This is a genomic window from Bradyrhizobium sp. HKCCYLS2038 (assembly GCF_051167655.1).
GTDB lineage: Bacteria > Pseudomonadota > Alphaproteobacteria > Rhizobiales > Xanthobacteraceae > Bradyrhizobium.
Map to the genome: position 1 here is coordinate 809656 of NZ_JBNPTM010000001.1, position 24102 is coordinate 833757.

The 24102-nt window shown below is 64.8% G+C and carries 22 protein-coding genes and 2 tRNA genes; 10 read left to right on the top strand and 14 right to left on the bottom strand.

Features of this window, described 5'->3' with window-relative positions; translation table 11 throughout:
* Positions 1-120: 120 nt before the first annotated feature.
* The gene (locus ACQR1I_RS03665) at positions 121-1326 is read left to right on the top strand and encodes an NnrS family protein (RefSeq protein WP_434865810.1); all 1206 of its coding nucleotides are present in this window, start codon (positions 121-123) and stop codon (positions 1324-1326) included.
* Here ACQR1I_RS03665 and ACQR1I_RS03670 read toward each other — a convergent pair.
* On the bottom strand, positions 1311-4778 hold the full coding sequence (locus ACQR1I_RS03670) for a PAS domain S-box protein (protein ID WP_434865811.1): 3468 nt from the start codon (positions 4776-4778) through the stop codon (positions 1311-1313). The two genes, ACQR1I_RS03665 and ACQR1I_RS03670, sit on opposite strands and share 16 nt — an antisense overlap.
* A gap of 462 nt (positions 4779-5240) precedes the next feature.
* Between ACQR1I_RS03670 and ACQR1I_RS03675 the strand changes: the two genes are divergently transcribed.
* The 5 genes from ACQR1I_RS03675 to ACQR1I_RS03695 all read left to right on the top strand — a co-directional run bounded on the left by ACQR1I_RS03675 (position 5241) and on the right by ACQR1I_RS03695 (position 8935).
* On the top strand, positions 5241-5675 hold the full coding sequence (locus ACQR1I_RS03675) for a phasin (RefSeq protein WP_434865812.1): 435 nt from the start codon (positions 5241-5243) through the stop codon (positions 5673-5675).
* 248 nt (positions 5676-5923) lie between these two features.
* A tRNA-His gene (locus ACQR1I_RS03680) sits at positions 5924-6000 on the top strand.
* Between the two features lie 326 nt (positions 6001-6326).
* Positions 6327-7184: a hypothetical protein gene (locus ACQR1I_RS03685; RefSeq protein ID WP_434865813.1), complete on the top strand. Its 858-nt coding sequence runs from the start codon at positions 6327-6329 to the stop codon at positions 7182-7184.
* A gap of 478 nt (positions 7185-7662) precedes the next feature.
* On the top strand, positions 7663-8013 hold the full coding sequence (locus ACQR1I_RS03690) for a hypothetical protein (RefSeq protein WP_434865814.1): 351 nt from the start codon (positions 7663-7665) through the stop codon (positions 8011-8013).
* Between the two features lie 244 nt (positions 8014-8257).
* Complete coding sequence (locus tag ACQR1I_RS03695) at positions 8258-8935, top strand: ParA family protein (RefSeq protein ID WP_172109907.1); 678 nt, start codon at positions 8258-8260, stop codon at positions 8933-8935.
* A gap of 115 nt (positions 8936-9050) precedes the next feature.
* On the opposite strand, the gene ACQR1I_RS03700 is transcribed toward ACQR1I_RS03695, so the two are convergent.
* The 4 genes from ACQR1I_RS03700 to trxB all read right to left on the bottom strand — a co-directional run bounded on the left by ACQR1I_RS03700 (position 9051) and on the right by trxB (position 12720).
* Positions 9051-9221 (bottom strand): hypothetical protein, encoded by a 171-nt coding sequence (locus tag ACQR1I_RS03700; RefSeq protein WP_434888703.1) that lies wholly within the window; start codon positions 9219-9221, stop codon positions 9051-9053.
* 187 nt (positions 9222-9408) lie between these two features.
* Positions 9409-10347 (bottom strand): 4-hydroxy-tetrahydrodipicolinate synthase, encoded by a 939-nt coding sequence (dapA, locus tag ACQR1I_RS03705; protein ID WP_434865815.1) that lies wholly within the window; start codon positions 10345-10347, stop codon positions 9409-9411.
* A 476-nt stretch (positions 10348-10823) separates the two neighbouring features.
* Positions 10824-11747, bottom strand: a complete 924-nt coding sequence (locus ACQR1I_RS03710) for a LysR family transcriptional regulator (RefSeq protein WP_006610484.1) — start codon at positions 11745-11747, stop codon at positions 10824-10826.
* 7 nt (positions 11748-11754) lie between these two features.
* Positions 11755-12720: a thioredoxin-disulfide reductase gene (trxB, locus tag ACQR1I_RS03715; protein ID WP_434865908.1), complete on the bottom strand. Its 966-nt coding sequence runs from the start codon at positions 12718-12720 to the stop codon at positions 11755-11757.
* Between the two features lie 282 nt (positions 12721-13002).
* Here trxB and ACQR1I_RS03720 point away from each other — a divergent pair, with 282 nt between their 5' ends.
* Positions 13003-13482 carry an Lrp/AsnC family transcriptional regulator gene (locus tag ACQR1I_RS03720; protein ID WP_434865816.1) on the top strand — a complete coding sequence of 160 codons (480 nt, stop codon included), beginning with the start codon at positions 13003-13005 and terminating at the stop codon, positions 13480-13482.
* A 129-nt stretch (positions 13483-13611) separates the two neighbouring features.
* On the opposite strand, the gene ACQR1I_RS03725 is transcribed toward ACQR1I_RS03720, so the two are convergent.
* The 5 genes from ACQR1I_RS03725 to ACQR1I_RS03745 all read right to left on the bottom strand — a co-directional run bounded on the left by ACQR1I_RS03725 (position 13612) and on the right by ACQR1I_RS03745 (position 19488).
* Complete coding sequence (locus tag ACQR1I_RS03725; protein ID WP_434865817.1) at positions 13612-14016, bottom strand: DoxX family protein; 405 nt, start codon at positions 14014-14016, stop codon at positions 13612-13614.
* Between the two features lie 237 nt (positions 14017-14253).
* Positions 14254-14730, bottom strand: a complete 477-nt coding sequence (greA, locus tag ACQR1I_RS03730; RefSeq protein WP_434865818.1) for a transcription elongation factor GreA — start codon at positions 14728-14730, stop codon at positions 14254-14256.
* Between the two features lie 210 nt (positions 14731-14940).
* On the bottom strand, positions 14941-18405 hold the full coding sequence (gene carB, locus ACQR1I_RS03735; RefSeq protein ID WP_434865819.1) for a carbamoyl-phosphate synthase large subunit: 3465 nt from the start codon (positions 18403-18405) through the stop codon (positions 14941-14943).
* Between the two features lie 219 nt (positions 18406-18624).
* Positions 18625-18701 (bottom strand) — tRNA-OTHER (locus ACQR1I_RS03740).
* A gap of 94 nt (positions 18702-18795) precedes the next feature.
* A complete protein-coding gene (locus tag ACQR1I_RS03745) occupies positions 18796-19488 on the bottom strand; it encodes a class I SAM-dependent methyltransferase (protein WP_434865820.1) in 693 nt (230 codons plus the stop codon).
* 107 nt (positions 19489-19595) lie between these two features.
* Between ACQR1I_RS03745 and ACQR1I_RS03750 the strand changes: the two genes are divergently transcribed.
* Positions 19596-20123: a Dps family protein gene (locus tag ACQR1I_RS03750; RefSeq protein ID WP_434865821.1), complete on the top strand. Its 528-nt coding sequence runs from the start codon at positions 19596-19598 to the stop codon at positions 20121-20123.
* A 93-nt stretch (positions 20124-20216) separates the two neighbouring features.
* On the opposite strand, the gene ACQR1I_RS03755 is transcribed toward ACQR1I_RS03750, so the two are convergent.
* Positions 20217-20666 carry a DUF6691 family protein gene (locus ACQR1I_RS03755; protein ID WP_434865822.1) on the bottom strand — a complete coding sequence of 150 codons (450 nt, stop codon included), beginning with the start codon at positions 20664-20666 and terminating at the stop codon, positions 20217-20219.
* 5 nt (positions 20667-20671) lie between these two features.
* On the bottom strand, positions 20672-21181 hold the full coding sequence (locus ACQR1I_RS03760; protein ID WP_434865823.1) for a YeeE/YedE family protein: 510 nt from the start codon (positions 21179-21181) through the stop codon (positions 20672-20674).
* Between ACQR1I_RS03760 and ACQR1I_RS03765 the strand changes: the two genes are divergently transcribed.
* Positions 21180-21506, top strand: coding sequence for an ArsR/SmtB family transcription factor (locus tag ACQR1I_RS03765; protein ID WP_434865824.1), 327 nt, complete (start codon positions 21180-21182; stop codon positions 21504-21506). The two genes, ACQR1I_RS03760 and ACQR1I_RS03765, sit on opposite strands and share 2 nt — an antisense overlap.
* A 110-nt stretch (positions 21507-21616) precedes the next feature.
* Here ACQR1I_RS03765 and ACQR1I_RS03770 read toward each other — a convergent pair whose 3' ends face one another.
* Both ACQR1I_RS03770 and carA read right to left on the bottom strand, forming a co-directional pair.
* Positions 21617-22105 (bottom strand): PaaI family thioesterase, encoded by a 489-nt coding sequence (locus ACQR1I_RS03770; protein WP_434865825.1) that lies wholly within the window; start codon positions 22103-22105, stop codon positions 21617-21619.
* Positions 22106-22244: 139 nt separating this feature from the next.
* Complete coding sequence (carA, locus tag ACQR1I_RS03775; protein WP_434865826.1) at positions 22245-23441, bottom strand: glutamine-hydrolyzing carbamoyl-phosphate synthase small subunit; 1197 nt, start codon at positions 23439-23441, stop codon at positions 22245-22247.
* A gap of 192 nt (positions 23442-23633) precedes the next feature.
* Between carA and ACQR1I_RS03780 the strand changes: the two genes are divergently transcribed.
* The gene (locus ACQR1I_RS03780) at positions 23634-24089 is read left to right on the top strand and encodes a GatB/YqeY domain-containing protein (RefSeq protein ID WP_434865827.1); all 456 of its coding nucleotides are present in this window, start codon (positions 23634-23636) and stop codon (positions 24087-24089) included.
* Positions 24090-24102 lie beyond the last annotated feature (13 nt).

Here is a 24102-nt window from a genome sequence, read left to right on the forward strand (position 1 = left end):
CACGTTTTCGCGACCCGCCGGAAGTTTGTGCTGGCGCAATCCGTCGCGAGCGATGCGCAACTACATGTGGAAGGCGCCGCCATTGGCGCGGTTCCCGTCAACCATCGAACGAGCACGCACATGGCCATTCCGCGCAACTATCAGGGCTGGACCATTCTCGCCAACGGGTTCCGGCCGTTCTTCCTGCTTGGTGCAATCCAGGCCGCGGTGTCGATCCTGATCTGGCTGCCGGCCTTCTACGGTGAGCTGAAGCTCAGCTCGGGCTTTGCGCCGCGCGACTGGCACGTGCACGAAATGCTCTATGGCTATCTGCCGGCTATCGTCACCGGTTTCCTGTTCACCGCGATCCCGAACTGGACCGGGCGGCTGCCGATCAGAGGCCTGCCGCTGCTGACGCTGGTGATCGTCTGGCTCGCCGGACGGTTGGCGGTGACCGCGTCCGCGTTCTATCTCTGGTGGGCGGCGCTGCTGGTCGATGCAAGCTTTCTGCTGCTCGTCGTTCTTGCCGCGGCCCGCGAGATCGCTGCCGGACGGAACTGGCGAAATCTGCCGGTGGTCGCGATCGTCGGACTGATGTGCGCCGGCAACATTGCGTTCCACATCGAAGCGCATCTGCATGGCTCGGCCGACTACGCGATCCGTGTCGGCGTCGCGGTGATCGTGCTGCTGCTGGCGCTGATCGGCGGCCGCATCACGCCGAGCTTCACGCGCAACTGGCTGGTGAAGCACAATCCTGGCCGGCTGCCGGCGCCGTTCGGCCGTTTCGATATGGTTGTCGTGCTGGTCAGTGCGTTCAGCTTGATTGGCTGGATCGTGATGCCGGACAGCGCCATCACCGGCACCGGGCTCTTCGTCGCGGGCGTGATGCATGCGGTGAGGCTGGCGCGCTGGGCGGGCGATCGCACGCTGCGTGAGCGACTGCTGGTGATCCTGCATGTCGGCTACGCCTTCGTGCCGCTCGGCTTCCTGATCAATGCCGCTGCAAGCTTCGGCTGCGTTCTGCCGAGCGCCGGGCTGCACGCCTGGATGGTCGGTGCTGCCGGCATCATGACGCTCGCGGTGATGACGCGTGCCACGCTCGGGCACACGGGCCAGGCGCTGACCGCTTCGGTCGCGACCCAGGCGATCTACCTGGCGATCATCGTTGCGGCGGTGACGCGGGTCTGCGCGGTGCTTGCGCCGGCCCACGCCGGGGCGCTGCTGCACGTCGCGGCCTTCGCCTGGATCCTGGCATTCTCCGGCTATGCGCTGGCGTTCGGACCGCTGCTGCTCGGCCTTAGGCTGCGCGCGCTGGCGGTGCGCGCGACCGCTCAGCCCGTGCTCTGATTGCGTGCGACCGCGCGCGAGAACACCACCTCCATCAGCGTGCCAGACTTGGGCGCCGCCTTGACGTGGAATTGCGCGCGGTTGGCCTCGACCAGCGCCTTGGTGAGCGAGAGGCTGGGGCCCGAATCGTCGAGGTTCTGCTCGGCGGCGGATGCGCGGAACGGCTCGAGCGCCGCGGCCACGGCCTGATCGTTCAGCCCGTAACCGGTGTCGCGCACGCGCAGCACCACCTCGCCAAAGTCGGATGTCGCGGTCGACACGATGACCTGGCCGCCGGCGTTGGCGAGCGAGATCGAGGCGGAGATCAGATTCGTCGCGATCTGGCGCAGCGCCCGGGAGTCGGCAATGACAGGGGGGAGCGCCTGCGACAGCGAGGTGCGGATGATGATGCGGGCGCGGTTGGCCTGCGGCTGCATCGCCGCCACGCAGCTTTCAACCAGCTCGTTGAGGTTCTGGCTGGTGAAGGCGAGTTCGAGCTTGCCGGTTTCGATGCGCGACAATTCGAGCAGATCGTCGATCAGCGACACGACGCGTTCGCCGGAATTGCGGATGTCCTTCATGTATTCGGCGTAGCGCGCATTGCCGATGGTTCCGAAACGTTCGCCGATCATCACTTCGGCAAAGCCGATGATCGCATTCAGCGGCGCGCGGACCTCGTGGCTGATCCGCGCCAGCATGTCGGCCTTGGCATTGGCAGCCCGGTCGGCGACGCGCCGCGCCTGCAGCAACTCGCTTTCGCCTCGGCGGAGCTGCGAGAGATCGCGGAACACGGCGAAGAAATTCGGGCCGTCGATCCGGGTCCGGCCGATCGTCACTGACAGTTGGACTGCGCCGCCTTGCGCGACCTTGCCGAGCACCTCGCGGCCCTGATCGAGCGCAGTGGATGCGCCGGCCTGCTGCACGCAGTCGAGATAGTCCAGCATCAGCCGGGCGCTTTCCGGCGCGAACAGTTCGATGAGATTGCGGCGGATCAGCTCGGTGCCGCTGTAGCCGAACAGCGCCTCGGCGCTGCGATTGCAAGCATGGATGTTGCCGCCGGCATCGAACATCAGGATGCCTTCGGTGGTGACGTCCAGGATCGCGGCGAGGTCTTCGGCATCGGCGTGACCGGCGACCGGAGGCGGCGCGACGACGAGCGGCGGCGGAGCCGCCGGTGCGGCCTGCGCCGGCGCAGCCTCGGTCAGCGGGGGAATTGCCGCCGCCGGCCCAGGCGGCGGCGCGAAGATCAGGGCGTGCGCGGTGTCACCGTCCCAGGTGATCGTGAACAGTCGGGCCTCGGCCTTGATCTCCGCGCTGGACGAGCCGTCGGCAGCCGAGATCGTCACCGGCGTCCCCGTTTCGGACTTGCTGGACGACGACGCTCCCGGCTCGACATAAAGCGCATCGAGGCCGCCGGCCTGTTCCAGCGCCGCAAGATCGGCGTAGCCCATTTGGCGGAAGAAGGCGGGGTTGCCGTAGAGCAGCCTGTCGAGCCGGTAGATCAGCATGCCCGTCGGCAGCAGGTCGAGCAGGATACGGTCGCGCTGACTGTCGCCATGCGCCGGCGGCGGCTCTGGCGCCAACCAGTCCGCCTGCAGGCTGCCGCCGTGATCCGCTGTCGCGCCCCCCGCCAGCGGATCGTATTGCTGTGGCGGCACGGGCTCGGTCATGCGCAACACGGGCTCCGGCAACAGGCCGCTCGGCTCCGCCGGCGAATTGCGAATTTCGCCTTCGAGCCTGGCCGACAGCTGCCGTGCAAGTTCATGAAACGCATTGTTCTCCACGGGTGTCAGGGCCGGATGCTTGGTCTCACCGGGGGCACGGAACGGAACTACGTTTCCAGCCGCTTCAAGTCCGACACCATCGATGTGGGGCGCCGCCGTCGGAATAAAAGCGTCCTGGATCGACCCCGTGATGTTGTCCTGTCGGGGCGGCGCATCTGCGGCCGGCGCGTGGTCGGATTGGGCGAGGTCCGACGGCGTGAGTTCGGCTTGATCCTGGTCGATGTCGCCGGTGTGAGGCGCTTCGGCCGTGCTCGCATGCTGCCGCATTTCCAGCCGGTCGAGGGCGTCGAGATCGCGGCAGACGCCGAAGCCGCGATAGCCGGAATACGTCTTGTCGGCGGTGAAGACGGGCAGACCCGACAGCTCGACGGCAAGCCGCTCGCCATCGTCTGAAGGCCAGATGACGATGAGGCCGCTCCAGGTCTCTCTCGTCTCCAACGCGGAGTTGACGCGTCCATCCGGATCGAGGCCGAACGAGGCGGCGATGTCGCGCCAAGGGCGGCCGAGATGGGCGGCACTGCGGTCGCCGATCAGGCGGACGAACTCATCGGAGCCGATCGTAAAGCGTCCTTCAGCATCGATCTGCCATGAAAAGCGCAGCGGATGTCGACGCCCTCTTAGCGAGGAGTCGTTGAGCGCCGCCTCTGACGGGGCTTCCGGCTCAGAGCCGGCCAGCGTCGAAGCGAGATCTTCCTGGGCCGGAGACACGGCTTCTTCACGGGCGGGCATCTGGTGATCTGACGCAGTCACGTCTGGCGTGATCTCCGGACTCACCGAGCCGCTCTCCGGCGCCATGTCCTCTAGCGGCGCAAACAGCTCGGCTTCGGCCGGGTCGTCGATCAGCAGGAATTCGGCCGGCGCTTCGTTGGATTGCGCTGATGTCTCGTAGTCGATTTGGCGTTCGGTCATTGCGTCCATCGGAGGAGGAGGCGGGCTTTCAGCCGCGACCTCTGGAGAAGAATTGGCGTGGTCTGGCGCTGCCGGACCGGCATTCGCAGCGTCTAGCGCGTCGGCGCTCGGGAGGTTGTCTTCGTCCGCCGGTGCCGCCGCTGGGAGTGCGACCAAGCCGGTCTGGCTGCCCGTGCCGACGCGGTGGAGCAAGGCACGCGCGGTGCCGAACTGCACCTCGGCCATGCCGTCGGCGAGCGCCGCCTTGCGGGCGTCGGCAAAGACCGGCTCGCTGAGGTCTTGGAGTCCGAACAGGCGCCGGCCGGCCATGCTGATGCCGGCGAACGCGCCGTCTTGCGTGAACGCAATCAGGGCAAGCTCGCTGTTCTCCACGAGGCGCTTTAGACGATCGGCGAAAGGAACGCTGCGTCCGCCATGGTCTCCGCTGCTGATCAGAACGGCACGGGTGCCGTCGAACAACGCGATCAGCGCGCAGCCGCAGGTGGCCAGCGTGCCGAGCGGTGCGCCGAAACCGCGCAGGCGCTCAAGCCTGATCGTGCCGCTCTCGGGGAGACGCCGCGCCAGCTGGGCGACCTGACGCCGGTGCTGATCTGCCGGCCCGAACGTCTTCTCGCTCAGCGAGCGCGGGCTGGTCGAACCGAGGACGCGGGCGGCCGCTTCATTGGCCCACAGCACGCGGCCGCCGTCGGCCGACCAGAGCCATGCCGGCAGGCTGCCCGCGGCGTGGACGGCCAGCCGGGGGTCAGAAAGCGCCTGCAATTCGCGATCGGCATAAGTCATGGCGGCGAAGGTGACGGCTCTCGTTGATCGGTGCCCGGAAGTGGCAGCGTTAATAATTCGTTACTATCGCGCGATTTCAGGGCCGAGGTCCACGGCCGGGGCCCGGTCCCGTCCTGCTAAAGCTTGGATAACCTTAATGTGTTCCCGCCGGCTCCTTTGCGGCCCGATTGGGGAGCGGAGCGCGAGCACGTCATCCGCTAGGCGATGAGCTGACGCGGCCCGGCCCTGCAGCGGCTTTTCTGGGAGGGCAAACCCTGCCGTCCCGCGCCGCTCGCTCAAGCGAACAGGCAGATTGCGACAAAGATGTCCCGATGTCGGATTTTCCGTTGCGTTGCACAAAAACGACACGATATAGCTCTACGCGAGGTTGTTACCTCCCAGGGGCGGTTCCTCTGCGTGACTCCGAAAGCGACCTCCCGATGCCGGGCGGGTCCAGTCCCATTGTTTCCAAGGATGCATGCCATGACCAATGCCACCGATCCTTTCTCCGCATCGATCATTCCGTTCGAGGTTCCCGAACAGGTGCGTGCGTTCGCCGAGAAGGGCGTCTCGCAGGCCCGCGAGAACTACGCCAGGTTCAAGGACGCTGCCGAGACCCACAATTCGGCGATCGAAGCCTTCTTCGCCAATGCCAGCAAGGGCGCCGGCGCCTACTCGTCCAAGGTCATGGAGTTCATGAAGGCCAATACGACGTCCTCGCTGGACTTCGCCCAGGAGTTGTTCAGCGTGAAGTCGCCGACCCAGGCGATGGAGCTGTGGACGGGCTTTGCCCGCAAGCAGTTCGAGACGTTCACGGTTCAGGCCAAGGAGCTCGGTGAGCTCGGCCAGAAGGTCGCGACCGAGACCGTCGAGCCGATCAAGGAAAGCGCCACCAAGCTGTTCAAGCCGGCGGCCTGATCTGGCAGGCCTGGCGCCCAGAGGGTGCCGGGGTCGACGCTTGCGAATCACGGGCCCGGCGCATCGCGTCCGGGCTCGATCCTTTTTGAGCCCGCATGCCGGGCAGGTCGCGGAAAAGCTTGGAAAGGCGGATAAAAATCGCCGGTGTGAGGGTCGACTTTATCCGATCCCGGCCTTGCCAAATTCGCCCGTTGCACCTAGTTTCCGCCCCGTTCGGACGCCCCCTCGCGGGCGATCCCCCGACGGATGCAGTTGTAGCTCAGTTGGTTAGAGCGCCTGTCTGTGGAACAGGAGGTCGGTGGTTCGAGCCCACCCAACTGTACCAAATTCCCCCAGATCAACGGCTTGCGTGCAAAGCTGGATCGTGGCCTGCGCTTGAATGCGGAGGCGTGCCTTGCCACGGAATGACGTGGCCTGGATGCAGATGGCCCTGACGATCAAGCGGCGGAGTTCGCTTCGTCGATCCGCGCTGCGCCGTCGCTCCGCCTAGGGAGTTCGTCCTCAACGACTCGTAAATTCGCGCCCGCAGACTGCGACAATGATTTAACCCGAGCGCAATCCGCCTTCCGTAGGATTACGGGCGCTTGATGTGCGGATCCTCACCGGCCCCGCTGCAGGCTCCGATCCGGGGAGGAACGCGTGCGATCCAAGATGCGAGCGACACTTTGGTCGCTGATCTGCCTGTTGCCCGTTGCGGCGCATGCCGGCGAGACGCCGCCGCGACCCGTGGAGACTGCTCCGGCGGTCGATCGGCCCGAGGCTGTCAAACTGAAGATCGAGACCTATCGCGGCCATGTGCTCGACTTCACCGAAATCGCCATGCGCGGCGACTTTCCGGCAATGGCTGATCGTCTCCGGCATCAGATCGACATTGTCGAGCAGATCTCGGGCCTGAGCCCGCGCGTGCAGGAGTTCTTTCGGACCATTCCGATCGCGGTCGACGAACTCGCCTGCCTCAACTTCACCAAAGACGAGAACGGCAAGGATCTGGAAGATCCGAGCCAGCTGCTGCATCCGGCCTGCTACGGAAGCGCGCCGCCGCAAGCCTCGCGGCTGTTGAACTGCGGGTCGGTCTGGGACAGCGACAAGGGCCGTTGGGTGAATTCCGATCCCGTCGCGCTCGCTGTCGAGACCAATCTCGGGGTCATCATGGTGCGTCCGATCCTGCTGGCCTCAAAGGCCGACGCGGAGCGACCGGTGATGCTGCACGAGATGCTTCACGCGTTTCACAATCGGAAGCTGCCGAAAGGTTTCGAAAATCCCGGCGTCAAGCTGCACTATAGCCGCGCCAAGGAGCAGCAGCTCTATCCAGAGACCGAATACCTGCTCTCGAATGCGAAGGAATTCTTCGCCGTGACCGGCAGCGTCTTCCTCTATGGCAATGACGGCCCGTTCACCCGCGCCATGTTACGCACGAAGCAGCCCGACTATTACAAGTACCTGGTCTATCTGTTCGGCTTCGACCCCGATCCGCAGCCGTCATCCTCACCAATGGCGATGGTGAACTGACGCCATGTGATCCCGGCGTCCGGGAAGGGCTGCGCGAAGGGCCCTGCGTGAAACGGGCTCCATGTCGTCGGACCACGAGCCCCGGCCATCCGCCGATTGCCATGACTAAATTGGAACATAAAGCGAACTATCAGGCCTGCGGCGCTGGGCATTGACGCAGCGTCGACACCTGCCTCTCGCTGTCACGTCAACGCTTCGTCACTCCCAGGCAATCGAGCGATCGAGTTCGACGCGTGTTGAATCGACGCCGCTCGGTGTGCACCTCACAATGCCCAGGGGGCGTGATCCCGCCCTCCGTGCGATCGTTACTCCGTAGTTTAACGGGTAGCTCATCGTCGCACACGCATGCTGCTTGTCGTGAGCTTCACCGCACCTCCGTCTCAGCGCGCAGCGTCCACTGCGACATGATGCGGAATGTCGCTCGCTTGCGAATCCGGGCTCCCTCAATCACTATTTTCAAGGGCGAGGGGAGGGGACCATGGGAGCGGGCTGCAATCCATGCGTTGTCGTGCTGATCGCGTTATTGGCGTTGTTGATGCCGAACGGCGCGCGCGCCTATACGGCCGAGCAGGAACAGGCATGCACGGGGGATGCGTTCCGGCTTTGTAGTTCCGAGATCCCTGACGTGGACCGCGTCACCGCCTGCATGGTCCGACGCAAGGCCGAACTGTCGTCGCCGTGCCGGGCGCAGTTCGGGCCGCAACCGCGGGAGGCGGCACGGTCAGGGCGCGTCGAAGGTCCAATGAGCATCCGACCGGGCGCGGCCAAGAAGCCGGTCAACGCGCGCGCAGGCAAGCCCAAGAGGCCGGCGCGCAGTGATGCGACCTGAGCGATAGATCACGCGAGACCGGTTTGCGACGTCGTCTGCGGAATCGATGTGCAACATGAGTGAGCACACGGCAATGTCATCGCGCGATGACGTCCTTTTCGCGTGATCGTGCGGCGTTTGGTGTGACTCAAAAACCAACAGCTTCAGCAATCAGAAGTTACGCCTTATTAATCGCTAAATTTTTCTTCCGCGAATCAGCGCGCTGATTCATTTTCGCTGGCGGGGTCAATCTGGAGGCCAAGGTATGAACGTTATTGTTTTCGCATCGCGTAAGGGCGGTTCAGGCAAGAGCACCCTGGCCGCTCATCTCGCTGCGCAGATCAAGGCGAGCAAGTCTTGCCTGCTCATCGATGCCGACCCTCAGGGGTCGCTGACGCTTTGGCACAAGCTGCGCGGCACCAACGAGCCGCCGATCAAGACCGCCGTGAACTCGGTGAGCGCGATCGTCTCGGCCGCCCGCCGTGATGGCGTGGAATGGGTGCTGATCGATACGCCGCCGACCATCTCGGCCGTGGTCGAGGACGCGATCAAGAACGCGACCATGGTGATCATCCCGGCGCGTCCCGGCGTGTTCGACGTCAACGCGGTTCAGGAAACGATTCAGACCTGCCGTGCGGCGCGCAAACCCTACGCCGTCGTGCTCAATGGTGCGCCCGCGCGCCGCGACGATGCCGAGAGCCCGATCGTCACCATCGCCCGCGAAGCGCTCGCCAAGTTCAAGGCTCCGGTGTGGGGCGGCCAGATCACCAACCGCGCCGATCTGCTTATGGCGCTGGGCCAGGGCGAAGGCGTCCGCGAGTATTATGCGGAAGGACGGGCGGCGGCGGAAATCGCAAGGCTGTGGGCTGCGATCGAGCGTTCAGTCAGGGCGATTCGCGGCACGGTGTCGGCCAACGGCGCCATGCACAAGCAGGCCGCCTGATCGCAATCATCACGGTCGCCACGCACGCGCGGTTCTCCGCGCGTTTTCGTGCGTGGGGCTTGCCTGCTTCCAATCTGGTGACAGACGGATGATCGCCGCGCTTGGCGCGGCGAGGTCAGGCGACCATCAGCAGATAGAATGCGATCGCCGGTGTCAGCGTCAGGATCACGGACCAGATCCCGACCGCCAACAGAATGTCCTCGACGCTGAACCCCTGGTACTCAGGGTATGGATGATCCTGCAAAGCCACGACGCCCCCGCGTTCTCTGACGTTTTCAACATCCATAGCGGATCATCTTTAAACATCAGGTTGCCGGTTGCGTCGCATTTGATGGCGGTTGTTAGAGCGGATTAACCACGGAGATTCGCTCCGAGGCTTGCGTCGACGACGGCAGACGGCTCCGCCTTGCTGATCTGATCGGACCGGCGCGAGACGGAGCCTTCGACGAGAGCAGTTGTTGCGTTCGCCAAGGTCAGGCGACGCGGCTCGGTGCCGTGGTCGAGGTGCGGCGTGCGATCTCGTCGTCCAGCCGCGCGGCGAGTTCTGCGCCGACCTCCACCATCGGCAGGCGGACTTCTGGGCTGGCGATCACGCCGGTCCGCGCCAGCCAGTACTTTGCCGGGGCTGGACTCGGCTCGGTGAACAGCAATCGTGTGAGATCCTCGACCTGCGCCCAGCACGCGGCCGCAGCGTCGTCGCGGCCGGCCTTCACGTGATCGAGAATCGCAGCAAACGTTTCGGTCTCCAGATGCGCCGAGAGCAGGATGGCGCCGTCGGCGCCGGCCTGCAGCGCGTCGAAGCTCTGGGCGTCTTCGCCGGTGAGCACCTCGAAGTCCGCCGGCTTGCGCGCGATCAGGTCGCGCGTCTGCATGCGGTTGGCGCAGCAATCCTTCAGGCCCGCGATGGCCGGGTGCTCAGCAAGCTGCAGCAACGTCTCGTTGTCGAGCCCGACGGCCGAGCGATAGGGAATGTTGTAGAGCACGATCGGGTGTGTCGTGCGCTCGGCGAGCGCCGTGAAATGCGCCAGCAGGCCACGTTGCGACGGGCGTACGTAAGGCGGGCTGGAGATCAGGTAGAAGTCGATCGGCCAGGATGCGGTCCGGTCGAGCGCCTCGATCAGGTCTGTCGTCGCGACGCCGCCGACGCCGAGACAGATCGGCAGCGGCCGGCCCATCGCCCTCGATTCGGCACGCACGACGTCGACGAGACGCGCGCGCTCCGCCCACGACAGCGCCAATCCTTCGCCCGAGGTGGCGCCGAGCACGACACCATCGATCGGCTTGGCCGCGTAGTGCCGAACCAGATTGCGCAGCGATGCCTCATCGAGCGCGCCGTCGCGGAACGGCGTGATCAGCGGCAGCCATAGTCCTCGCAGTCGTGGTCCTTGCAGTCGTAGTCTTGGGGTCGTCATGGTCCATCTCCTCAGGGGCATTGCCGGAGACGGGACATCAAAAAACCCCGTCCTTGCGGCGGGGTTCGGTGAAGCGGCGGTGAACTCTTTTGAGAGATTCTAGCGCGCACGTCCACGTGTCCCCGGGAGGGGAGCTTTTTTCGACGACAGCTTGACGATCGAAAATGTGGACATGGGTTCTACATGCGCGGTGCTGATCACGCTGTCAACGCCGCAAGCGACTGATGCAGAAACATCGAGCAAAAAAATAGCCGGGCCCGATGAGCCCGGCTGAAGGTCTTGGCCAACGCGGCCGACACAATCACCTTCCAAGAGGGATTTCTGAGCGCCCGCGCCACTGGAGGAGGGGGACAATGCGCAACGCTGACGCTCAGCACGTGTGCAGTATGGTCCTCGTCGCAGCCCTGCAGCAAGCAGGTGCGCCGCATGTCAGACATGCACAATGTCAGCATGTGCAATGTCAGGCCTGCAGAAGGTCAGGCCGGCCAGCGCTGCGCCTTGCTCACGACGAAGTCACGGAACACTTGCACGCGCGCGACCGTTTTCAATTCCTCGGGATAGACGAAGTAGGTGTCGAGCTGAATCGAGTCGGACTCGCCGAACAGCTGCACGAGGCGGCTGTTCTCTTCGACCAGATAGTCGGGCAGCGCGGCGATGCCGAGGCCCTGCTGGCAGGCGCGCACGAGTCCGAGGATGTTGTTGACCCGGAAATACGCCTCGCGCGGACCGGAGCCGTTGCGGCCGGCGTCGACCAGCCAGCTGCGGTTCTGCAGATGCGGCGCGACCTGGCCGTCGGCAAGCATGATGATGCGATGATCGTCGAGCTCGTCGAGCGTGCGCGGCGTGCCGAAACGCTTCACATATTCGGGAGAGCAATAAGCGTGGAAGCTGATCGCGAACAGCTTGCGCTGGATCAGGTCGGGCTGGGTCGGCTTGCGGGTGCGGATCGCGACGTCGGCTTCGCGCATCGACAGGTCGAGCTCTTCGTCGGTGACGATCAGCGAGATTCGGATTTCCGGATACATCGCGGTGAACTCGCCAAGACGCGGAATCAGCCAGTTGATGCCGACCCCCGGCGTGGTCGTGATCTTGAGGTCGCCGCTCGGCCGCTCGCGGCTGTCGGTCAGCTTGGCCCGCGCCGCCTGCAACTGCATGAACACGTCATGCGCGGTCCGGAACAGGAGGTCGCCTTGCTCGGTGAGGATGAGGCCGCGGGCGTGGCGGTGGAACAGCGAGACGGCGAGCTCCTGCTCGAGCGCGCTGACCTGGCGCGACACGGCTGATTGCGACAGCCCGAGCTGCTCCCCGGCATGCGTGAAGCTGCCAGCTTCCGCCGCTGCGTGAAACACCTTCAGCTTGTCCCAGTCCATGTCCGTAAATCCATCCCGTGATCGTGGCATCGTCAGTTCATTCCGCAGCGGCGCGCTCGCTCGCCGTGTGGGCGAGGAAGCGTTCGGCCTCGAGGGCCGCCATGCAGCCCATGCCGGCAGCGGTGATCGCCTGCCGGTAGGTCTCGTCGGCGACGTCGCCGGCGGCAAACACGCCGGGGACGGAGGTGGCGGTCGAGCCCGGCACCACCTCGACATAGCCGGACGGTTTCAGCTTCAGCTGACCTGCCACCAGCTCCGTGGCCGGCGCATGGCCGATGGCCACGAATACGCCGTCGGCAGGCAGCTCGGTCAGCGCGCCGGTCTTGACGTTCTTGAGCCGGACATGCGTCACCTTTGATGGCGAGCTCGCGCCGCAGATCTCGTCGAGCGCGCTGTCCCACACCACCTTGATCTTGGGATGCTTGAACAGGCGCTCCTGCAGGATCCGCTCGGCGCGGAAGTGGTCGCGCCGATGCACGACCGTGACCGATGACGCGAAATTGGTCAGGAACAGCGCCTCTTCGACGGCAGTGTTGCCGCCGCCGACCACGATGACCTCCTTGCCGCGGTAGAAGAAGCCGTCGCAGGTGGCGCAGGCGGACACGCCGAAACCCTTGAAGGTCTCTTCCGAGGGCAATCCCAGCCAGCGTGCTTGCGCGCCGGTCGCCAGAATGACCGTCTCAGCCAGATAGACGTCGCCGGAATCGCAGGTCAGGCGGAACGGACGCTGCGTCAGCTCCAGCTTGGTCACCAGGTCGGTCTTGATCTGGGCGCCGACATGCGTCGCCTGCTTTTCCATCTGCTCCATCAGCCAGGGGCCCTGGATGACGTCGGCGAAGCCCGGATAGTTCTCGACGTCGGTCGTGATGGTGAGCTGGCCGCCGGGCTGGATGCCCTGGATCAGCACCGGCTCGAGCATGGCCCGTGCCGCGTAGATCGCCGCCGTATAGCCGGCCGGGCCGGAACCGATGATGACGACTTTGGCATGGATCGGAGCTTGCATGGACACGGTGACTCGCTGGAATGGGGAGAATTACGACGCAGCGAGCGGAAAGCGCGGAAGAAACGCCCCGAGGCCCCATCGAAAATGTCAAATCCAAGTCTATGCGATCTGGCGAGCCATGCAAGAATTGCAACGCATCTCAGCGATTTTTCCCTTCACGACCCGGTCAACAGGGGAAATCTAGAGTAATAAAATTGCGCAAATTGACCGGCTTGCGCTAAGAGAGTTGCCATCCGCCCGGGGGCCAGCCTCCCGCCCGTTCCCAAAAGCCCCCGCTCCCCCGTGTCCAAGAACCTCGACGACATCGATCTCAAAATCCTGAGCGAAATTCAGGCCGACGGCAGGATCACCAACGTGGAACTGGCCAAGCGGGTCGGCATCTCGCCACCGCCCTGCCTGCGGCGCGTCCGGACGCTGGAGGAGGAAGGCTACATCAGCGGCTATCGGGGCCTGCTCGATCCGCGCAAGCTCGGCTTCGATGTCACCGTGTTCGCCTCGGTCCACCTGTCGAGCCAGGCCGACGCCGACCTGAAGGCGTTCGAGGAGTTCGTGCGATCCGAGCCGCTGGTCCGGGAATGCTGGATGCTGTCGGGCGAGGTCGATTTCATCCTGAAATGCGTGGCGCCTGACATGGCGACGTTCCAGGAATTCGTCACCCACCTGACCGCTGCACCCCACGTCCGCAACGTCCGGACGTCGCTGGTGCTGCACAATTCCAAATACGAAGCGGCCGTGCCGCTCGAGGTCAAAGGGCGGAGCTAGGGGCCTATCGTCATTCCGGGGCAGCCCTGCAAGGGGCGGAACCCGGAATCTCGAGACGGCGTCGTAAGCTCTGAATTCCGGGTTCGATGCTGTCGCATCGCCCCGGAATGACAATCGATTGAGTGGCGCTCAGCTCTTCTTCCGCAGCATCGCGTCCAGGCTGATCGGTCCGCCGCCGGCGGTCGCGAGATACAGGCAGGAGAAGCAGAATGCGATCGCCGCCGTGCCGTTGTTCAGAAGCGGCAGCCAGACCGGATCGCCGGACTTGAACACGTGGCCGAGGAAGTAGGCGAAGGCCATCTGGCCCGACAGGATGAAGGCAACCGGCCGCGTGAGCAGGCCGACCATGAGCAGCCCGCCGAGCACCAGTTCGATCAGGCCGGCCGTGTAGATCAATGGCGGGACGTTCGCGAAATACGGGATCACCGGAAACTTGAAGATCTTCGCGACGCCGTACTGAAACAACAACAGGCCGATGATGAAGCGAAACAGGCTGAGCGCAGCCGGTTGCCATTTCGAGAGCATCTGCTCCATGATGTGATCGTCCCCCAAAGCCAAGTGGATCATGATGTGACGAGCGGACGCCGATCGTTGCGGCGTGGCCGTCCGCCATGCACTAGCTGATTGCCGGAACCCCGTCACCGGCAGTTTCATCCCGGCCAATGAATTGACCGTGTGCTGCCGAACTGGGGGAAGCTGTCGAACTGCCCCGAACGACCAAGGACGCGCTGTGAAGCGCGGCCTTGGCGTTCGAATTCCCGATGAATGGGCTCAGCGCCACTCGACCTTGGCGATCTCATAGGATTTGGCGCCGCCGGGCGCCATGACCTCGACGGTGGTGCCCATCTTCTTGCCGATCAGGGCGCGCGCGAGCGGCGAGGTGATCGAGATCTTGCCCTTCTTGGCGTCCGCCTCGACCTCGCCGACGATCTGCCAGACCGCCTTCTTCTCGGTGTCCTCGTCGATCAGGGTCACGGTCGCACCGAACTTGATGGTGTCGCCGGAAAGCTTGCCGACGTCGATGATGTCGGCGCGCGCGAGCTTGTCCTCGAGCTCGGCGATGCGGCCTTCATTGTGCGACTGCTCTTCCTTGGCGGCGTGATATTCGGCATTTTCCGACAGGTCGCCATGCGAACGCGCCTCGGCGATGTGTTCGATGATGCGCGGGCGGTCGACCGATTGCCGCTGCTTCAGCTCGCTCTCCAGCGCGGCGTAGCCGCCCGCGGTCATCGGAACCTTTTCCACCATCTCTGCTCGTCCTTCAGTCGTGCGTGCGAGAGCGCGCACGATCAGCATCTTCAGAATAGGCCTTGTCGGCTCAAAGCAAAGCCTGAAAGCCCGGCATCGCCGGCCCCGTCAAAGGCCGGTACAACATCATACAAGGCGGCTGGTTCCTGCCGAGAGGCTCAATCGCCGACTGCTACCAATCGCCTTGCAAGTGTCCGTCGTTCGCCGCGACTAGTTTTCGGAAAAGTAACTCTGCAAGGTACGGACCTCAAGGTCCCCGCCGAGGTAGGCACGGATGCCTTGTGCAGCCGCCACCGCGCCCGAAAGAGTGGTGTAATACGGCACTTTATGCAAGAGGGCAGCGCGCCGCAGCGAGCGGCTGTCCGCCAGCGCCTGGGGGCCTTCGGTCGTGTTGAAGACCAGCTGGATGTCGCCATTGGTGATGGCATCAACGATGTGCGGCCGGCCTTCCAGCACCTTGTTGATCTTCTCGGCCGGGACACCCTGGTCGACGAGGTAGCGCTGGGTGCCCGACGTCGCGACCACCTTGAAGCCGTGCTCGTGCAGCATTCGGACCACGTCGGTGATGCGGGCCTTGTCGCTCTCGCGCACCGAGACGAACACCGTCCCCTTGCGCGGCACGCGCGTGCCGCCGCCGAGTTGGCTCTTGGCGAACGCCACTTCGAACGAGCGGTCGATGCCCATCACCTCGCCGGTCGACCGCATTTCCGGGCCGAGCACGGTGTCGACGCCGGGGAAGCGTGCGAACGGGAAGACCGATTCCTTGACGCCGACATGCTTCGGTGCGCGCTTCTTCAGGCCGAAATCGGCGAGTTTCTCGCCGGCCATGATTCGCGCCGCAATCTTCGCGACCGGCGTGCCGACCACCTTGGCGACGAACGGCACCGTGCGCGAGGCGCGCGGATTGACCTCGAGCACATAGATCGTGCCGTCCTTGATCGCATACTGGACGTTCATCAGCCCGACGACATCAAGCCCGAGCGCGAGCTCGCGGGTCTGCCGCTCGAGCTCGGCGATCATGGCCTCGTCCAGCGAGTGCGGCGGCAGCGAGCAGGCGGAATCGCCGGAATGGATGCCGGCCTCCTCGATGTGCTCCATGATGCCGACGATGAAGGTGTCCTTGCCGTCACAGAGGCAGTCGACGTCGATCTCGGTGGCATCCGACAGATAGCGGTCGAACAGCAGCGGGTTCTTGCCGAGCACCGTGTTGATCTGGCCGGTCTTGTCGTTCGGATAGCGGGCCTTGACGTCCGCCGGCACCAACTCGGGCAGCGTGCCGAGCAGATAGTCGCTGAGCTGGTTGTCCTCGCGGATGATCTGCATCGCCCGGCCGCCGAGCACGTAGGACGGGCGCACCACAAGCGGCAGGCCGAGATCGGCCGCCACCAGGCGCGCCTGCTCGACCGAATAGGCGATCCCGTTCTTCGGCTGCTTCAGATGCAGCTTGTCGAGGATGCGCTTGAAGCGGTCGCGGTCTTCCGCAAGGTCGATGGCTTCCGGCGAGGTGCCGAGGATCGGCACGTCGGCTGCCTCCAGCGCGCGCGCCAGCTTCAGCGGCGTCTGGCCACCGAACTGCACGATCACGCCATGCAGGGTGCCGTTCTTGCGCTCGGTGGCGATGATCTCGAGCACGTCCTCGGCCGTGAGCGGCTCGAAATACAGCCGGTCGGCGGTGTCGTAGTCGGTCGAGACCGTCTCCGGATTGCAGTTGACCATGATGGTCTCGTAGCCGGCATCGGCCAGCGCGAAGCAGGCGTGGCAGCAGCAATAGTCGAACTCGATGCCCTGGCCGATCCGGTTCGGGCCGCCGCCGAGAATGATGACCTTCTTTTTGTCCGACGGCGCGCTCTCGTCGCCAAGTTGGCCTGCAAACGGCGTCTCGTAGCTCGAATACATGTAGGCGGTGGGCGAAGCGAACTCCGCGGCGCAGGTGTCGATGCGCTTGAACGCCGGGCGCACGCCGAGCGCGTGGCGCTTGGCCGCGACCTCGTCTTCGGTGGTGTTGGCGAGCACGGCGAGCCGGGCATCCGAGAAGCCCATTGCCTTCAGCGTCCGCATCGCTTGCGCGTTCGGCGGCAGGCCGTGCCGGCGCACCTTGTCTTCCATCTCGACGATGCCGCGCATCTGCGCCAGGAACCAGGGATCGATCTTGCAGGAGTTGAAGATGTCCTCGTCGGACCACCCGAGCCGCATGGCCTGCGCTACCTGCAGCAGGCGGTTCGGCGTCGGCGTGCCCAGCGCGGCACGGATCGCGTTCTTGTCGTCGCCGCGGCCCAAGCCCTCGATCTCGATCTCGTCGAGGCCGGTCAGGCCCGTCTCCAGGCCGCGGAGGGCCTTCTGCAGGCTTTCCTGGAACGTCCGCCCGATCGCCATCACCTCGCCGACCGACTTCATCGACGTGGTCAATGTCGTCGAAGCGCCCGGGAATTTCTCGAACGCAAAGCGCGGAATCTTGGTGACGACATAGTCGATGGTCGGCTCGAACGAGGCCGGCGTGGCGCCCCCGGTGATGTCGTTGGCGATTTCGTCCAGCGTGTAGCCGACGGCGAGCTTGGCCGCGACCTTGGCGATCGGGAAGCCCGTGGCCTTCGACGCCAGCGCCGAGGAGCGCGACACGCGCGGATTCATCTCGATCACGACCATGCGGCCGTCAGCCGGATTGACGCCGAACTGCACGTTGGAGCCGCCGGTCTCGACGCCGATCTCGCGCAGCACCGCTAGCGAGGCGTCGCGCATGATCTGGTATTCCTTGTCCGTGAGCGTCAGCGCCGGCGCGACGGTGATCGAGTCGCCGGTGTGGACGCCCATCGGATCGAGGTTCTCGATCGAGCAGACGATGATGCAGTTGTCCTTTTTGTCGCGGACGACCTCCATCTCGTACTCCTTCCACCCGAGCACCGACTCTTCGATCAGCACTTCGTTGGTGGGGGAGGCGTCGAGCCCGCGCTCGATGATGTCGAGATATTCTTCCTTGTTGTAGGCGATGCCGCCGCCGGTGCCACCCATCGTGAAGGACGGACGGATGATGGCGGGAAGGCCGATCTCGGACAGCGCCATCAGCGCCTGTCCCAGCGCATGCTCCTGGTAGCGCTTGCGGCGCTCGTTCTCGCCGAGCGTCCACTGCCGGTCGAGTTCGTCGCGCTCGGCGCCCGACAGCTTCTCGCGTTGGGCGTTATATTGGTCGCGATACTGCTTCTTCAGCGCGGAGGCGTTGGCGAGCCGCGACTTCGGCGTCTGCAGCCCGATCTTCTCCATCGCGTTGCGGAACAGCTGGCGGTCTTCGGCCTTGTCGATCGCGTCGGCGGTGGCGCCGATCATCTCGACGTCGAACTTCTCCAGCGTGCCCTGCCGGCGCAGCGACAGCGCGCAGTTCAGCGCGGTCTGGCCGCCCATGGTCGGCAGCAGCGCGAAGCCGCCGGGAATGACCTGGCGCTCCTTCTCGATGATCTTGGCGACGATCTCGGGCGTGATGGGCTCGATATAGGTCGCGTCGGCCAATTCCGGATCGGTCATGATCGTCGCCGGATTGGAATTGACGAGGACGACGCGATAGCCCTCCTCCTTCAGCGCCTTCACCGCCTGCGTGCCCGAATAGTCGAATTCGCAGGCCTGGCCGATCACGATCGGACCGGCGCCAATGATCAGGATGGTCGAGATGTCGGTACGTTTCGGCATTCAAGCTCACGGGCAAGAAACGGGCAGGGAATTGGGCACAAAAAAAGGGCGCGCTTGCCGCGCGTCCCCGTAAGGCCAAGGCGCGACCAAGTCTCGCGCGCGAGCGGTCTTTAGACCAGTTTCCTCTGAGCGAAAAGGGTTTTGGGCCGAAATCAACGGTCAAATTGGCAGGGACGGCGCGGGGACTGGGCTTGCCGGAAGCCGCAAAGCGGCGAAGGCTGGAGGCCCGGCCTGGACTTGAACCAGGTTCAAGAGCGTTGCACCGCTCTTCGCGTCGTAGCTTCCGCCACCGGGCCGAGATCGATATTACCTCTCACGGCCGCGTGGGCCCAGCCCGTGTTTCAATTAACCCTAACTGGATTGCCTGATATGGCTGGGTTCCCGGCCGTTTCAGGCCGGTCTGGCGACGAAGGTCATGCGCCAGGGATTGTGGCCGATGTTCTTCGGCGCCCGGTTCCCGCTGAGGCCGGCCTTCTTCAGGTGGGCCATCACGTCGGCTTCGCTGTAGCGCTGCAGGCCGACCTTGGTCCGCAGCTGGCGGTAATCGGACAAGGCGGTGGCCACCAGCCCCACCAGGGCGTCCTTGAGGAAGCCGTGGCGGCCGGCGAACATCAGCAGCGCCAGGACGTCCTTGGCCATGCCGACGTCGGGGCGCAGCACGTCGCCGAGCACGAACTTTCCCGACGGCTTCAGCAGCCGCCGGATCACGGCGAGCGCAGTGTCGAATTCGGCCTCGCTCATGTATTGCGCCACCGAGTTCATGACGACGAGGTCGATCGACCCCTCCTGCATGTTGCGCAGTTCGTCCAGCGACCGCACCCGGATCTTGGTGTTCGGCGCAAATCGCGCGATCAGCCGTCCCCGCACGCCCGGCGCAGGCTCGGCCAGGATCAGCGTCATGCAGGACTCCGCGACCTTGGCGGCCGACAGCGCCTCGCCGCAGGAATAGTCGAGAACGACTGCATCGGGCGCGGGAATGTAGCCGACGATGTCGCGCGCGATGACCTGGAAGTGCAGGTCGCGATGCAGCTTGCTCGCGTAGATCGTGTGCGTTGAATCGTAATAGTCGATCCAGTCGTCCATGTCGGGTTCCGGCAAACACAGTTCCTTGATCGGAACTGGAGGGGTCAGCGAGCGTTAACGGGTCCGACGACCCGTGTCCATGCTGCTTCTAACAGGAAGGTTAGCCCGTGAGTAAAGCAAAGACCGACAAGACCGCCCCCGATTTGGATACCCCGACCGATCTGTCGCCGGACGCCGTGAACAAGATCTCGACTGCGCTGAACACGCTGCTTGCCGACGCCTTTGCGCTCTATCTGAAGACGAAGAATTTCCACTGGCACATCAGCGGCCGCCATTTCCGCGACTATCACCTGATGCTGGACGAGCAGTCGGATGCGATCTTCGCCACCACGGACCAGTTGGCCGAGCGGGTGCGCAAGCTCGGCGGCACCACGCTGAAATCGATCGGGCAGGTCAGCAAGCTGCAGACCATCAAGGACAACAACGAGGAGTATGTGCCGCCGCGCGAGATGTTGCGGGAGTTGATGGAGGACAACAAGCACATCGCGGCCTCGATGCGGAAGGCTCACGAACTGTGCGACGACAATGACGACCCGGCGACCGCGGGATTGCTGGAGACCTTCATCGATGAGACCGAGCGGCGGACCTGGTTCCTGTTCGAGGCCAGCCGTCAGGAAGGCAGCAACGCGGCGTGAGCTGCACATTGCTTCGATGACCGGGGTGCGCGCGGCGGCAACGTAGCGCGCATCCCGCGTTTGAGTGATCTCCGGAGGTGAAGCGGTTCTCGTTCAATCCGATAGCGCGACGGCGAGCGCCGGCTTGCGGCTCGCGAGCAGCCGCGCTGCCGCCATTCCGATCATCATGGCCATCACGAACAGGGCGATGGCCGGCGAGCCATAGCCCAGCGCCACGAAGGCCGGACCCGGGCAAATCCCCGCAAGACCCCAGCCGATGCCGAAGATCGCGGGCCCGGTGGCGATGCGCCAATCCACCGTCTGCGGCGGCAGATGGAATTGATCGGCGAACACCGGGCGTTGCCGCCGAAGAGCGAGACTTAAGCCTGCGAAGGCGACGCCGACGGCCCCCGCCATCACCAGGATCAGGCTCGGGTCCCAGCCGCCGGAGCGGATCGCGGCGAGATCGAGAAAGTTCAGTACCTTTTCCGGGTTGGACATGCCGGACAGCAGCAGCCCGAGCCCGAACACGACGCCGACGATGAACTGGATCAGCACGGTCATGGCGCTCACATCCCGTGCCGGACGACGAAGGTGGTCGCAATTGCGGTCATCATGAACACCAGCGTCGCCACGATCGAGCGTTGCGACAGGCTGCCGATGCCGCAGACGCCGTGGCCCGAGGTGCAGCCATTGCCCCAGACTGCGCCGAACCCGACCAGCAGGCCGGCGGTGGCCAGGGCGATGGGGCCGACCTCCAAGGTCAGCGGCGGCAGGCGGCCGGTGACGACGCGGACCGCGAGCGCCGCAACCACCAATCCGGCAATGAAGGCGATCCGGCCCGGCAGCGCGCCATCCCAGGGTGGCAGCAGCCGGGCCGCAATCCCGCTGACGCCGGCGATACGCCCCGTGAGGCCCATCATCAGCACGGCCGCAAGGCCGATCAGGGCGCCGCCAGCGAACGCGGTCAGGGCTGCAGACAAGGTCGTCATGTCGTCACTCTCTCCCGGAGGCGCACGTTGCAATCGGGTATCACGTGCATTACTGCTTATATTCGAAACTGAAGACGTAACAATCATGACGGCACGGACGGCGCGAAAACGTCGGGACGCCCTGGTGGCGGGCCTCGAAGATCGGGCGGAGGAGGCTGCCGGCCTGCTCGCGGCGATGGCCAATCCGAAGCGCCTGATGGTGCTGTGCAACCTGCTCGACGGTGAGCGCGCGGTCGGCGATCTGGCCGAGCAGGTAGGTCTGCGGCAGGCCGCCCTGTCGCAGCATCTCGCCAAGATGCGCGCGCTGGGCCTCGTCGCGACGCGGCGTGATGGCCAGACCATCTATTATCGGCTCGCGAGCCGCGAGGTGCGCGAAATCCTGCAAACGCTCTATGGGCTCTACTGCGCCTGATCAGCGCTGGCGCTGCCCGCGCCGCGCGCGCGGATCTGACCGGGATCCTCAATCCGCCGGCGCCGGTGTACTGGAGCGTGGCGCGCAAGCGAGCGGCTGTCGAGCTGACCTCAGGTCAGCTCGAACACCAAACAGGTGGTGGTGGCGTGCGCCAGCAGCCGTCCCCGTGAATCGGTGATGCGCGCTTCGGCCGTCGCAGCCCGGCGGCCGAACGACAGCGTCTTGCCTTCGGTCTTCACCACGCCCGTGGCCTCGGTCATCGCCTTGACGAAGGAGATCTTGAACTCGAGCGTGGTGTAGCCGGACCCTTGCGGACAGCGCGAGTGGACGGCGAGGCCCATCGCCGAATCCAGCAGGATCGCGGCATAGCCGCCGTGCACCGAGCCGATCGGATTGTAGTGGCGCAGTGCAGGGACGCTGTGCAGGATGACGTGGCCGGGCTCCGCGGTGCAATCGAACGGTTCGACCGTCTGCATGATCGGCGGCTGCGGCAGGCTGCCTGCAAAGATGCCGCGCACGAAGTCGAGCCCGGGCATCGAGGCCAGCACCTCCAGCGGCACCACGCCGAATGGGCTCTCAGACGCGACGGCTTCGCTCATGTCACAATCTCCATAGAAATGATGATTATCATATAAAGCTGATGCCAAGGAGACCAGTGGAAAGGCCGCCTGCTTCTTCACGATCCGGACAGCAAAATGCCCGGGAGCGACCCGGGCATGTGGCTTTGCGATCAGGCCGTCAGGCGGCGCTGCGCTTCTTCTCGCGCATCAGCTCGGCGAAGCGCTGGAACAGATAATGCGAGTCGCGCGGGCCGGGCGAGGCCTCGGGGTGATACTGCACCGAGAACACCGGCTTGCCGTCCAGCTGGATGCCGCAGTTCGAGCCGTCGAACAGCGAGATGTGGGTCTGCGTGGCGCCCGACGGCAGCGTGTCCTGGTCGACCGCGAAGCCGTGGTTCATCGAGGTGATCTCGACCTTGCCGGTGGTCTCGTCCTTGACCGGATGATTGGCGCCGTGATGCCCCTGATGCATCTTCTTGGTCTTGGCACCGACGGCGAGCCCCAGCATCTGGTGGCCCAGGCAGATGCCGAAGGTCGGCGTGCCCGACGAGATCACCTGCTGAATCACCGGCACGGCGTATTTGCCGGTCGCGGCGGGGTCGCCAGGGCCGTTCGACAGGAACACGCCGTCCGGCTTCATCGCCAGGATGTCTTCGGCCGGCGTCGTGGCCGGTACCACCGTGACCTTGCAGCCGACGCCGGCGAGCAGGCGCAGGATGTTGCGCTTGATGCCGTAGTCGATGGCGACGACGTTGAACTCCGGCTTGGTCTGCTGGCCAAAGCCCTCGTTCCACACCCACGGAGTCTCGTCCCAATTGAAGCGCTGCGCCGAGGTGACCATCGGCACGAGGTCCATGCCCTCGAGGCCCGGCCACTCCCGTGCTTCCTTCTTCAGCGCGTCGAGGTCGAACGTGCCGTCCTTGGAATGGGCGATCACCGCATTCGGCATGCCCTTGGAGCGGATCAGCGCCGTCAGCGCGCGGGTGTCGATGCCCGACAGGCCGATGATGCCGCGCGCGCGGAGCCACTGGTCGAGATGTCGGCTGGCGCGATAGTTCGACGGATCGGTGATCGCGGTCCGCAGGATCACCCCGCGCGCGCCCGGCGTCGCCGCCATGTTCACCGTTTCGATATCCTCGTCGTTGGTGCCGACATTGCCGATATGCGGAAAGGTGAAGGTGATGAGCTGGCCGGCATAGGACGGATCCGTGAGGATCTCCTCATAGCCGGTCATGGCGGTGTTGAAGCAGACCTCGCCGACGGCATGGCCTTCGGCGCCGAGGCCGTAGCCTTCCAGCACCGTTCCATCGGCGAGCACGAGGAGCGCGGTCGGTTTATGGTCCGGCCAGGCGGCGTCAGTATCGATGTGTGTCATGAGGCCCCTACATAGTGGGGCAAGGGCCCGGCGTCAAAGCGGGAAGCGGCCGATTCACACGCGATTTCGGTCAATTCGGGCTGACAATGGCCCGGTTTCAGTCCCTTTGGCCGGAACGGATGCGGAACCGAGTTGTCTCAAGGGGACGAACCGCCTAGACCAGCCGCCAACCGAATTTACGAGGGCGAGATCATGCTGCGCGACGACATCAACAATGCGGTCAAGGAGGCGATGAAGGCCAAGGACGAGCGCAAGCTGTCCACCCTTCGCATGGTCAACTCGACGCTGAAGAACGCCGACATCGCCGCCCGCGGCGACGGCAAGCCGCCGCTCACCGACGCCGACGTGCTTGCGGTGCTGCAGAAGATGATCAAGCAGCGCCAGGAATCCGTCGAGCTGTACGAAAAGGGCGGCCGCGCCGAGCTCGCCGCCGGCGAGCGCGAGGAGATCGCGGTCATCTCCGCCTACCTGCCGAAGCAGATGAGCGACGACGAGGTGAAGTCGGCGATTTCGGCCGCCGTTGGCGAGACCGGCGCCGCCGGCATGAAGGACATGGGCAAGGTGATCGCCGTGCTGAAGGCGAAGTACACCGGCCAGATGGATTTTGCGAAAGCCAGCGCGCTGGTGAAGGCAGCGCTGTCGAGCTGACGACTGCTGAATA